Source organism: Oculatella sp. LEGE 06141 (genome assembly GCF_015207605.1).
Classification (GTDB): domain Bacteria; phylum Cyanobacteriota; class Cyanobacteriia; order Elainellales; family Elainellaceae; genus Oculatella.
Genome location: NZ_JADEWO010000052.1, coordinates 1 through 12,188, shown reverse-complemented (window position 1 = coordinate 12,188; position 12,188 = coordinate 1). Strand labels below are relative to the sequence as shown.

9 protein-coding genes are annotated in these 12,188 nt (G+C 50.4%); 6 read left to right on the top strand and 3 right to left on the bottom strand.

Annotated features, from left to right (window positions below; translation table 11 throughout):
- Positions 1-173: 173 nt before the first annotated feature.
- The 6 genes from IQ268_RS25070 (at position 174) to IQ268_RS25045 (ending at position 9,596) form a co-directional block, all read left to right on the top strand.
- A complete protein-coding gene (locus tag IQ268_RS25070) occupies positions 174-1,169 on the top strand; it encodes a glycosyltransferase family 2 protein (RefSeq protein ID WP_193884961.1) in 996 nt (331 codons plus the stop codon).
- Between the two features lie 99 nt (positions 1,170-1,268).
- A complete protein-coding gene (locus IQ268_RS25065) occupies positions 1,269-3,938 on the top strand; it encodes a DEAD/DEAH box helicase (protein WP_193884960.1) in 2,670 nt (889 codons plus the stop codon).
- Positions 3,939-4,057: 119 nt separating this feature from the next.
- Positions 4,058-5,497: an FAD-binding domain-containing protein gene (locus tag IQ268_RS25060; protein ID WP_193884959.1), complete on the top strand. Its 1,440-nt coding sequence runs from the start codon at positions 4,058-4,060 to the stop codon at positions 5,495-5,497.
- Between the two features lie 307 nt (positions 5,498-5,804).
- Positions 5,805-7,553 carry a serine/threonine protein kinase gene (locus IQ268_RS25055; protein ID WP_370584700.1) on the top strand — a complete coding sequence of 583 codons (1,749 nt, stop codon included), beginning with the start codon at positions 5,805-5,807 and terminating at the stop codon, positions 7,551-7,553.
- A gap of 435 nt (positions 7,554-7,988) precedes the next feature.
- Positions 7,989-8,993, top strand: coding sequence for an L-lactate dehydrogenase (locus IQ268_RS25050; protein ID WP_193884957.1), 1,005 nt, complete (start codon positions 7,989-7,991; stop codon positions 8,991-8,993).
- A gap of 147 nt (positions 8,994-9,140) precedes the next feature.
- The gene (locus tag IQ268_RS25045; protein WP_193884955.1) at positions 9,141-9,596 is read left to right on the top strand and encodes a CAAD domain-containing protein; all 456 of its coding nucleotides are present in this window, start codon (positions 9,141-9,143) and stop codon (positions 9,594-9,596) included.
- Between the two features lie 253 nt (positions 9,597-9,849).
- On the opposite strand, the gene IQ268_RS25040 is transcribed toward IQ268_RS25045, so the two are convergent.
- The 3 genes from IQ268_RS25040 to IQ268_RS25030 all read right to left on the bottom strand — a co-directional run bounded on the left by IQ268_RS25040 (position 9,850) and on the right by IQ268_RS25030 (position 11,529).
- Positions 9,850-10,464 (bottom strand): ferredoxin, encoded by a 615-nt coding sequence (locus IQ268_RS25040; RefSeq protein WP_228035702.1) that lies wholly within the window; start codon positions 10,462-10,464, stop codon positions 9,850-9,852.
- Between the two features lie 108 nt (positions 10,465-10,572).
- Positions 10,573-10,809, bottom strand: a complete 237-nt coding sequence (locus tag IQ268_RS25035) for an Asr1405/Asl0597 family protein (protein WP_193884951.1) — start codon at positions 10,807-10,809, stop codon at positions 10,573-10,575.
- A 306-nt stretch (positions 10,810-11,115) separates the two neighbouring features.
- A complete protein-coding gene (locus IQ268_RS25030) occupies positions 11,116-11,529 on the bottom strand; it encodes a hypothetical protein (RefSeq protein ID WP_228035701.1) in 414 nt (137 codons plus the stop codon).
- Positions 11,530-12,188: the final 659 nt, after the last annotated feature.

Below are 12,188 nucleotides of genomic sequence, written 5' to 3'. Positions count from 1 at the left end.
TCACGGGGGTGAGGTATCTCTGTTAAGTTTCTGCCATTGGATAGAGGTTCTGGTGCAACTACCGCCGCATGAAATGTTTGGTGTTTCACTAACTTCGTTCGTACAGGCGATCGCCCTTACAGGCAACTTCAACTCGTCAAACTAGCCCATTACATTGGAGCCAAGGCGTAAGCATGACAGAACCGCTTTATTCGGTTATCGTGCCAATTTACAACGAAGAGGCCAACCTGCCAGAATTGTATAGTCGGCTCTCTGCCGTGCTAGACTCGCTCGACGGTACCGCAGAGCTGGTTTTTGTCAACGATGGCAGCCGCGATCGCTCACTGGTTCTCATTCGAGACCTCCATCAGCAAGATGCACGGGTGTGTTACCTCAGTTTTGCCCGCAATTTTGGGCACCAGATTGCCGTAACAGCCGGACTCAACTTTGCCCAGGGGCGAGCCGTCATCATCATGGATGCCGACCTGCAAGATCCACCAGAGTTGATTCCGCAAATGGTGCAGCAATGGCAGGCAGGTTACCAGGTTGTTTATGCTCAGCGAACCAAACGACAAAAGGAAAGCTGGGCTAAACGGCTACTCGCCTATGGCTTTTATCGCACCTTGAAACGCTTAGCCGATGTGGATATTCCCACCGATACGGGTGACTTCTGCCTGATGGATCGGCAAGTCGTAATGGTGCTGAACTCCATGCCCGAACGCAACCGCTACATTCGGGGATTGCGAGCCTGGATTGGGTTTCGCCAAACTGCGATTCCGTTCAAACGCGATCCACGTTTTGCTGGAGACGTGAAATATACCTTTCGCAAATCGCTTGGGTTAGGAATTGATGGATTAGTCTCTTTCTCAAAAGTGCCGCTGCGAATTTCAACCTATATTGGCTTAGTGTCCGCTGCGATCGCCCTGCTCATGGCGGTACTTGTGCTGTACTGGCGCTTTTTTGAGCCTAACTCTCGCCTGACCGGATTTGCCACTATCACCGTTGCTATTTTCTTTTTAGGAGCCGTGCAGCTCATTAGCATTGGCATTTTGGGCGAATACATTGGTCGAATTTACGAAGAGGTTAAGGGCAGACCACTGTACACCCTGGCCGAACTGGGTGGATTTCAAAATATCACGCCAAAAGTAGCCAATCGTTACACGTCTATCGACAATCCCGACCAAGGATAAGACACAATTACAGAGAAAGTAAGGTCAAGCTTTAAGATGAAGGTGAAGATAGGCTTGGCATTCTTCATCTTAATCTTTGCGTAGTGTGTTAACTAATCTGTGAACGTTTCCTCTACCACGCTTAATCTCAGTCAGCTATTTCCATTTGCATTAGACGAATTCCAGCAGCAGGCGATCGCCGCTTTAGATGCAGGACAATCGGTTGTGGTCTGCGCTCCCACCGGATCAGGAAAAACCCTGATTGGCGAATATGCCATTTATCGAGCGCTGGCACGCGGCAAGCGAGTGTTCTACACCACGCCGCTGAAGGCATTGTCTAATCAAAAGTTGCGAGATTTTCGCGATCGCTTTGGGGTCGATCAGGTGGGGTTGTTGACGGGCGACGTGTCCATCAACCGAGATGCGCCAGTGCTGGTAATGACTACAGAAATTTTTCGCAACATGCTTTACGGTACGCCCATTGGTGAGGTTGGCACCTCACTGGTAGATCTGGATGCCGTCGTGCTGGATGAATGCCACTACATGAACGATCGCCAACGCGGCACCGTGTGGGAAGAATCAATTATTTACTGCCCTCCCGAAATCCAGCTACTAGCGCTTTCAGCCACGATCGCCAATAGCGACCAGCTCACCGACTGGATCAACCGCGTCCACGGCCCCACCGAACTCATCTATTCTGACTTTCGACCGGTGCCGTTACGGTTTCACTTTTGTGCCCAACACGGGATTTTTCCACTGCTAAATACCAATCAAAAGAGCATCAATCCACGCTTAAAAGGACGTGGCAAAGGTAAACAGCGACGGCACCAGGAAACGCCAAGTTTGGCGTTTCTGGTCGATCAACTGCAACAGCGAGACATGCTGCCTGCCATCTATTTCATCTTTAGCCGCCGGGGCTGCGACAACGCCGTTAATGAGCTGAATCATCTGTCGCTGGTCAACCCGGATGAAGCCGAGGCGCTCAAAACGCAGATCGACGCATTTCTAAAGCTCAACCCAGAAGCCGCTGCCCGCAGTGGGCATATTGAACCGCTGTATCGAGGCATTGCGGCTCACCATGCAGGGGTTTTGCCAGCCTGGAAAAGCTTAATCGAAGAGTTATTCCAGCAGGGGCTAATTAAAGTTGTGTTTGCTACCGAGACCCTGGCAGCCGGCATCAACATGCCGGCTCGAACCACTGTAATTTCCAGCCTATCGAAGCGCACCGATCGCGGCCATCGTTTGTTGAATGCCTCTGAATTTTTGCAAATGGCCGGACGAGCCGGACGACGCGGCATGGATGCCCAGGGATACGTTGTCACCGTGCAAACCCGCTTTGAAGGAGCCGCTGAAGCCGCCTACTTAGCCACCTCAGGAGCCGACCCGTTAGTCAGCCAGTTTACGCCCAGCTACGGTATGGTGCTGAACCTGTTGCAAATTCACACCCTGGAAGAAGCTCAAGAACTGATCGAGCGCAGCTTTGGGCATTATCTCTCCACGCTCTATCTCAAGCCGCAGCAGGACGAAATTAACCGATTGGAAGCGGAGCTAGAGCATCAAGAAGCGCAGCTCGCTGCCTTTGATGCAAACCTGCTGGCTCAATATGAAAAGCTGCAAGAAAGGGTCAAAGAAGAACGCCGCTTACTGAAAATTTTGCACCAGCAGGCGCAAGAGATTCGCTCTAGCGATATCGCGATGGATGTCAGCTTTGCGGTCGCGGGTACCGTGTTAACGCTAAAGGGGAAGAATGTCGCCGTATCGTTGCCGATGCCTGCTGTTTTGGTGGCAAAAACCCCCAGCTCTGGGCAGTTTCCCTATCTGGTGTGTTTAGGGCAAGACAACCGCTGGTATGTGGTAACGGTAAATGATGTAGTAGGGCTTCATGCCGAAATCCCCCGGTTGAATAAAGCGGATGATGTATCTCCCCCTCCTGAGATTCCGCTAAAACCGGGACAGTCGCGCAGCGGCAATGAAACAACAGAGGCGATCGCCCGTCAAATTCCAGCCATTCCAGTAGAAGCAGACATTGCCCCAGAAGTGTTAGAGCAACAGACACGAGTGGCCGACGTCGAAGCTCAAATTCAGTCTCATCCAGCGCAAGCATGGGGTAACCCCGGACAGTTGATTAAACGCCAGCACCGGATTGAGCGGTTGCAAGATGAACTGAGCGATCGCCAGCATAAACTCGGCAAATACGCCCAGCGCTACTGGCAAGAATTCCTTAACTTGATGGAGATTCTGAAGTATTTCGGCTGCATTGAAGTCACCGAAAATGGGCAATGGCAACCCACCACCTCGGGACAAATTGCCGCCGCTATACGAGGCGACAACGAACTGTGGTTAAGTCTGGCGCTCGACTCAGACGAACTGGACAACCTTGATCCGCATCACCTTGCCGCCGCCGCCGCTGCCCTTGTCACCGAATTGTCCCGACCAGATACATGGACTCACTACACCCAGTCCAACGAAGTGGAAGAAGTACTGAGTGGGTTACGCGGCATTCGTCGCCAGTTGTTTCAACTCCAGCGACGCTACCAGGTGGCCTTACCCGTCTGGCTGGAACCGGGCTGCACCGGATTAGTAGAGAAATGGGCACTGGGAGAAGAGTGGGGAGAATTGTGCGCCAACACCAGCCTGGATGAAGGAGATGTGGTGCGGATATTACGCCGAACGCTCGACTTTTTAGCCCAAATTCCCCATGTGCCCCATGTACCCAACGCCCTGAAGAACAACGCCTCGCGTGCCATTCAATTGATCGATCGCTTCCCGGTGAACGAGGGCATCAAGTAAGCGTTCAATAGGAACAGTACGTCTGTAGTACATTAACAGTACATTACAACAGTACACTCATAGTACAGTCGTGGTTCATTCACGGTATCTGCTTGCTCATTTGTTAGCATCTTTGCATCATGGCCGATTTAATTTTGGTTTGGCACCGTCGGGATCTCCGCCTTGCAGATAATGTGAGCCTGGCGGCAGCTCGGCAGCGCAGTTCCAAGGTGGTTGGGGTCTTTTGTCTCGATCCCTTCATTCTGGAACGAGACGACGTAGCCCCAGCGAGAGTCACTTATTTAATTGGCAGTTTACAGGCATTACAAGACCGATATGCCAGTGTGGGTAGCCAGCTATTGATTCTGCGCGATGATCCCGTGAAAGCCCTGCCCACCCTGGCTCAAGCGCTTAAGGCAACTGCCATCTTTTGGAATCGAGATGTAGAACCCTATGGCCGAGAGCGCGATCGCCATGTAGCCCAAGCGCTGAAAGCAGCAGGCATTGAATATCAGGTGGCCTGGGATCAACTTCTCCATGCTCCGGGAGAGATTTTTACCGGATCGGGCGCTCCCTATACGGTCTACACACCCTTTTGGCGCAACTGGAACCAGAAGCCCAAAGCAGACCCAGTAGCCACCCCCACCCAAGCCGAAGGACTATCCAGCGCCGAAAAGGATGCGGCCGCATCGGCCGGAGTTATACCGCTTCCCACAGCCAAAGAGTTAGGCTTTGTTTGGGAGAATGAACTGTTGCTGGCACCGGGTGAACAGCCTGCCCGGGAGCGTTTAGAGGTGTTTTGTGAGTCGGAACGGGCGATCGCCGACTATGGGGAGCAGCGCAACTTCCCTGCGGTTCCGGGCACATCCCATCTCAGTGCCGCGCTCAAATTTGGCACCATTGGCGTTCGCACCGTTTGGGCGGCCGCCAGTGCAGCCCAAAGCCGCAGCCGCAGCGACGAAAGCCACGACAATATTCAAATCTGGCAACAGGAACTAGCATGGCGCGAATTCTATCAACACGCTATGTACTTCTTTCCGGAGCTGGCCAGTGGCCCCTACCGTGCGCCGTTCAAAGACTTTCCCTGGGATGACAACGACGATCGCTTTCAAGCCTGGTGTGATGGACAAACGGGCTATCCCATTGTGGATGCGGCTATGCGGCAGCTCAACCAACTGGGGTGGATGCATAACCGTTGCCGGATGATTGTGGCGAGTTTTCTGACGAAAGACCTCATCATCAACTGGCAACGGGGCGAAAAGTATTTTATGCAGACGCTCTATGATGGCGATCTCTCGGCCAATAATGGCGGCTGGCAGTGGAGTGCATCCAGCGGCATGGACCCCAAACCGTTACGCATTTTCAATCCGGCCAGTCAAGCGCAAAAATATGACCCGGAGGCGGAATACATTCGGCAGTGGCTGCCTGAACTTCGCAGTATTGATACCGAAATGCTCGTAACAGGCAAAATTCCACAGAATGAGCGCGATCGCTGCGGCTATCCATCTCCCATTGTCGATCACAAAAAACAGCAGAGCCGCTTCAAGCAGTTGTATCAACAGCAGAAAGCCAGCAACTAACTGTTCTTGACTCCAGCCAGTCACCGGATGAAACCAGGTAGGGTGAGAATTGAATAGACAGCGTTGAGCGCCGAAGAACCGCTGCACAGCACCAAAACCTACTTGAAACGACTTCCAGGTTGCCCTTTAGGCTGTCTGTGTCTAAGAGAGGGGCAACTCAAGGCTACGATAGACTCACCTTGCTACTCTGCTTCTCCCTATGAGTTACTGCTTCAACCCTGACTGTCCTAATCCTGGTTGTCAGAAGACGTTGCATCCCGAACACACCAAGTTTTGCACCAACTGCGGGTCAAACCTATTGCTTAGCGTGCCGATTGGAACATCGCAGGCCGCTCGCTACCGGGCGCTTTCTGTAACGGGGTACAGCAGCGTCAGCAGAACGTTTTTGGCGATCGACGAGCAACAGTCGCCGCCATTGCACTACCAAATTCAACAATTTCGCTTATCCAGTCAGGATGCTGACAGTTTTGGCCGCACGATCGCGCTGTTTTGCCAGGAAATGAACCGCCTGATCGAGCTAGGAACCCGTCCACCTATGCCAACGGTCATTGCCTACTTTGAGCAGGAGCAACTGCAATACGTTGTCCAGGAATCTATCAACGGTCATAGCCTTAGTCATGAATTGGCTCAAGCTACCGTGTGGGACGAAGCTCAAATTCGGGAACTGTTACGCAGTCTCATTCCGGCATTGCAATTGCTGCACACTCACCATCTCGTCCACGGTCAGATCGGTTTGGACAGCATTGTGCGCCAAAAGAGCGATCGGCAGCTTGTCTTGATCGGCTTTGGCATTCCTGCGTTTGCCACCAGCCCTCAGCTTGAAAAGAACGGTCGCGCTAGCGTTGGAGTCGATCAATCTGCTTTCTATGGCAATGACTTGTTCGACTTGGGACTGGTCTGCATTCAGCTATTGACTCACACACCGCTGAATCAGCTCATTGAGCCGCAGCAGGGAATTGGGCACTGGCAGGCGTATCTGCAAACGTCGATTAGCGAGGCTTTGCAGCAGGTTTTAACGAAGTTGCTGCATCCCAATGGATCTGAACGCTATCAATCACCTCAGGATATGCTGGCCGATTTAGGAACGTTGCCTCCTGTGGGGCTGACCCAACCTCCCCTGGTTGAGATCGAAGCATCTTCAGCGTCGCTCGGCTCGACTGCCATGCCCCAGTCGTGGCAGTGTGTTCGAACCTTGATGGGGCATACATCATGGGTGCGGTCAGTTACGGTGAGTACCGATGCTCACCACCTGATTAGCGGCAGCGGCGATCGCACCATCAAAGTGTGGTCGATGCAAACCGGAGAACTATTACAAACCCTGGAAGGCCACAGTACATGGATACGAGCGATCGCCATTAGCCCGGATGGCAAAACGATCGCCAGCGGATGTAACGACAACACCGTCTATCTCTGGGAAGTAGCCACTGGACACTCAAGCTGTACCCTCACAGGTCATCACGATTGGATACGAGCGATCGCCATCAGCCCGAACGGGCAGACGCTAGCCAGCGGCAGCCAAGATAAGCGCATCCGCATCTGGAACCTGTCCACACTGGAGCCAATTCAAACCCTGGCTGAACACAAGCATTGGGTGCTTGCCCTTGACTTTAGCCCTGATAGTCAACTGCTGGCGAGCGGTAGCCGCGACCAAACGATCCAACTGTGGAATCCAATCAAAAACAAGCGTTATTACACCGTTGATGCCCATGCCGCAGAAGTTTTAGCCGTGGCCATTAGTCCAGACGGGCAGGCGATCGCCAGTTGTAGCGCCGATAAAACCGTCAAGCTTTGGAAACTCAATACAGGTAAACTGCTGCACACCTTTACCGACTATGACAGTGCGGTCAACACCATTGCGTTCAGCCCCGACGGCAAACTGTTGGCTACGGGCAGCAACGACCGTACCATTAAGCTATGGCACATGGGTAGCGGCACGCTGATCAATACGCTGCAAGGGCATACCGGATGGATCTGGTCGATCGCCTTTAGTCCAGATAGCCAAACGGTCATTAGTGGCAGTTGGGATGGAAGCATCAAACTCTGGCAACGAGTTTAGCTCAGACTCACCATTCCAGCGCGTTAGGCGCTTCATAGTGCAGCACCAGAATTCCCCAGTCAACTACAGCCATTTTCATTTGCATTCACCACTCCTCAAACCCTACACCCCACACCCATCTTGGTGAGACTGTGGCTGACTCGAGTCAACTACAGCCATTTTCATTTGCATTCACCACTCCTCAAACCCTACACCCCACACCCATCTTGGCGAAACTGTGGCTGACTCGATTGAGAACTGCTGTAAGTTTGGGCTGGCGACAGCGCCAACACAGCAGAAAAAGCAGCTTCCCCACCAACCATCAGCAACATTCACTTGCACAACGGCAACTACTCTGGGAAATCAACGTTATGTCCAGAGGGATATCCCACGACCTCAACGGATGCGATAAGTTAGTCGCAAAGGCAGTCTTGCTACACGCTAGGTGGCAGTCTCATGTTTGAGCAGTTGTTTAGTGTACCAGCTAGTCCTGATTCAACTCACTCGGAGCATCGACGCCTTAGTAAGGGGGTCATCATTGGTGCGGGTCAAGTTGGGATGGCCTGCGCTTACTCAATGTTGATTCAAAATACGCTCGATGAGCTGGTTCTCATTGACCTGGATCAGCGCAAGCTCGAAGGCGAAGTCATGGATTTGCTGCATGGTCTTCCCTTTGTTGAACCGAGCTGGATTCGGGCAGGCTCGTTAGCCGAGGGTTCCGCAGATGATGCAGACATAGTTATCATTACCGCTGGAGCAAAGCAAAAGCCTGGAGAAACTCGCTTGCAACTGGTTCAGCGGAACACAGAGATCTTTAAACAGCTCATTCCGCAAGTGGTAGAGCATTGTCCCAAAGCAGTGCTGTTAATTGTGAGCAATCCGGTTGATGTCATGACCTACGTATCGTGGAAGCTCTCGGGCTTGCCCAGTTCCCGAGTGATTGGCTCAGGAACCGTTCTAGATACCGCTCGGTTTCGTTACATACTGGCTGATAAGCTTCAGGTTGATCCCCGCAGTTTACACGCTTACATCATTGGGGAACATGGAGACAGTGAAGTACCCGTCTGGAGCCGAGTTAATGTATCTGGAATGCCGCTCTGTGCCAATGGCATTGAGGCACTACCCCAGGGTGAAGCCGAACCGCTCCATCAACTTTTTGAGCAGGTTAAAAATGCCGCCTATGAAGTGATTGAGCGCAAAGGGGCTACGTCCTACGCGATCGGTCTGGGAGTGACCCAAATTACCCAGGCTATCTTACGAAACCAGAATCGAGTGCTGACGGTCAGCACGCTAATTAATGGCAGCCATGACATTAACAATGTTTGCCTCAGCTTACCTGCGATCGTTGGTAAAAATGGGGTGGGACGCATCCTGAAACTTCCGTTAACAGAAGCAGAAGAAAAGCAACTGCAAAATTCTGGCAAAGTGTTGAGTCAAATCATTGCCCAACTCCAACTCTAACTTTAGCTACCTTGCAAATCTTTTCACTCTGCTTTAGTGTCTAGTATGTTTGAAAAAGCGCGAATCGATTCTATAGTACACTGTTATCCTGCATGAATTGGGATAGCTTCGACGCGATTTCTAGTTTGTTGTTCTAAAGGTATCCTTATGAATCCTGAAGTGAATCAAGAGACTGTTTCTCCAGATTTAACGGCTGAGGAAGTAGTAGTCCAAATCGACAACGACGATGTAGGAACACTGACTCAGTTCTCATCCGAAACCCAAGCCTCCAACGAACAGTGGCGGCAAATTGGCGAGAAAGTTTCTGAATTTCTGTCTTATCTTCCGGACTACTTGACTGAATTCTTCAGCGAGTACAAGCGCCCCATTATCACCGTTGGCTTGGTAGTTGGTGCCCTGATTGCAGTCAAGCTGACCCTCGCCGTTTTAGATGCGGTCAACGACATTCCGTTGCTAGCACCCACATTTGAACTAATCGGGTTTGGCTATTCAGCCTGGTTTGTCTACCGCTACTTATTACGGGCATCCAACCGTAAAGAGTTGGCAAATGATTTTAACTCCTTGAAAGAGCAAGTTTTAGGTCGTAATGCTTTGAAAGAATGACCCTTTAAAAAGCTGTTGGACTGAGCTAAACCCACTGTAAAAACAATCTCCTCACCAGATATAAGTTACTGGTGAGGAGAATTAACTTGGGTTAAATCATCGTGGTATAAATTCGCTCCTAAGCCCGAATGCTAGGGAACGGTCAGACCCTAAAAGTCTCCTAAAAGTAGCGAATTAGAAGGCGATCAAAGCTATGCCACTCAACGAGTCATATCAACGAGCCATATGTTCATTCAGCAACGCCGATCGTTTGTTAGGTAGACTGAGTAACCGTTTGTCCAGATAGTGAATTCACAGGCTGAACGTCTTTGGCAAAGTGCTGTTCGACTAATTCTGAAACAGATTCTGGATGAATCCGACTGTATCGAGTCTTGTCAGGCATTACTAAGTTGGGGCCCGCTTTGCAGCGCTTCATGCAACCTGTCCCTTTAATGCTGACTTGGTCGGTGAGGCCGCGATCGCCCAGCTCTTTTTGCAACGCTTCGGTGATAGCTCGTCCCCCACGCTTGCAGCAGTCCGACTTTTGACAAACCAGAATACACGCTTTTGCTTTTGATCGGTCTTCTGTTTCTGGTTTTACAGAAACGGTAGGCTTAGGTACCGACAACGGTGTAAAGGCCGTGTTTGGGGTAGAAACCAGCACCTGATCCGCCTTAAATTGAACCGTTCCCTTTTTGTAATCCAGCTTTTGATACCCGGTGACTATCACCCATTCCCCAGGCGTGAGAGTTCGGTAGAGAGAACTTCGCAGATCTTTGGACAGCTTAATTACATACTCTCCAGCAGATGTAGAAAGCCGCAAATACTTCAGCTTGTATCCATCCTTCGCCACAAAGTGAAGAAAACGTCCTTCTAAACGAAAGTTCATTGGTTGTTCAGTTCTCTCTTTAGCCATAATCTGATCCACTTAACATCAATTGGGGCACGTGCAGTCAGTCAGTAAAGCTCTATCCTGTGTCACCATCATGGCGATGGTTTACCAACAACGCTCTAACCACTCGACGAGTTGCTGGCGCGAGGCTGTCAGTTGAAGTAACACGCTGCGTAACTGCATCATCGCAACAGGACTATCAACCTCTGCATGAAAACTGCCATCGTCTAAGCAGGTACAAGCAATTCCTAACTCCTGCAAACGGTAACAAATTTGCCAGCGATCGCTTCGCGAAATAGAGATAAGCTGTCGGGTTGAAACCGGAGATTGACTGTGATCCATTGAGCAATTCCAATCCAAATGCGAGAAATTCTTAATTAGAGTCCAAAAAATATATATACGTTGATGACGAGTTCAGGAATGATTGACCCTACTTGACCAGTCAAATCTCCTGGAAATCGACTCCAGACTGGGTTTTGAGTTAAAAGAGCCGATAATTAGACAAGTTGACTACAAGTTAAGTTTTGGGCACTAAACTTTTTTGGGTGAACCATTGCCATCAAACAATCACTGTTGAGAATAATATTCAACAACTGCTATACTTAAGATACGACACAACGTCTCTATTTGCAAACTATTGTCACTAAGTCACTCAATATTCATATCTTCTATCTCACGCAACTTGTCCGCAGGTCTAAGCTGTAGCAGTTGGCAATTGAGAAACACAACGAAATCTTCTACAGTCGTGAAGGTAAACTCATAGATCCGTTCGTCGATGTCTACCCCAAAGCAACGGCAAAAATCCTTACACAGCATTATTTCCCAATCAAACGAGCAGACCTGCGTCCATCGCAAATCTTCTTCCAGCCGATCGCTAGGCAATACTCGTGCGAATTGCAGTCCTGAATATTTTCCAAGGTAGTGGTATGTAAACGTTGCGACTGATCTGGTAATGCCGTTGACCTGAAAATATGATTTGAACCACTCTTCAGAGTTTAGAGCAGGGCGATCGCTTAGCACCCGATTAACATACTGTCGAGATGCGTAGTCGGGTCTCAACATTCTGTACGTTTCGAGGCTGTGAAAAAAGTTGTTTAGCCTATGCCACATACGATCCACATATGATCCAGGAAGCCCACTGATGTGCGCTTGAACCTTTCTCAAAGTATTCCCATCCCCATCCACAATGTCTTGATTCAACCGCCCAATTGTTTTGGATCTCTTTCAAGCCAACGACTTAGCTCTATTTCCTGAAAATCAACTGACCCCGCCGCAAGCGGACGGGGTATGGAAGTAGATCTGCTCCCGAACCTGAAGATTCGGATTGCAGGCTTCTCCTTTCGCCGCAGAGCGGCGGGGAATCTACCCGTACTAGATTGAACCGGACAGTTTCCCACCCTACTCTATCGCTGGTTTCAATCCACTACAAATGAAAGAAACGACGTATAAACTACAGCCATTTTCATTTGCATTCATCACGCCTTAAACCCTACACCCCACACCCACTTTGGCAAGACTGTGGCTTACTCGATTGAGAACTGCTGTAAATACAATTACGTCGTTGTAACGAGGAGCGGGATTTGCCCCCCATACATCTACCCATGAAACAAAACAGAGCCTCCTGAAGTGTAGGAAGGCTCTGTTCTGTTTTGTAATACAAACCTGGCACCGAGCTATTTTTGCAGAGGGCTACCCCTCAACTATCTTCGCCGCAACAGCAT

Coding starts and splice junctions, on each gene's coding strand:
- IQ268_RS25060 (WP_193884959.1), top strand. CDS start 4,058: ATGGCCGATTTAATTTTGGTTTGGCACCGTCGGGATCTCCGCCTTGCA.
- IQ268_RS25050 (WP_193884957.1), top strand. CDS start 7,989: ATGTTTGAGCAGTTGTTTAGTGTACCAGCTAGTCCTGATTCAACTCAC.
- IQ268_RS25070 (WP_193884961.1), top strand. CDS start 174: ATGACAGAACCGCTTTATTCGGTTATCGTGCCAATTTACAACGAAGAG.
- IQ268_RS25030 (WP_228035701.1), bottom strand. CDS start 11,529: ATGTTGAGACCCGACTACGCATCTCGACAGTATGTTAATCGGGTGCTA.
- IQ268_RS25035 (WP_193884951.1), bottom strand. CDS start 10,809: ATGGATCACAGTCAATCTCCGGTTTCAACCCGACAGCTTATCTCTATT.
- IQ268_RS25040 (WP_228035702.1), bottom strand. CDS start 10,464: ATGAACTTTCGTTTAGAAGGACGTTTTCTTCACTTTGTGGCGAAGGAT.
- IQ268_RS25045 (WP_193884955.1), top strand. CDS start 9,141: ATGAATCCTGAAGTGAATCAAGAGACTGTTTCTCCAGATTTAACGGCT.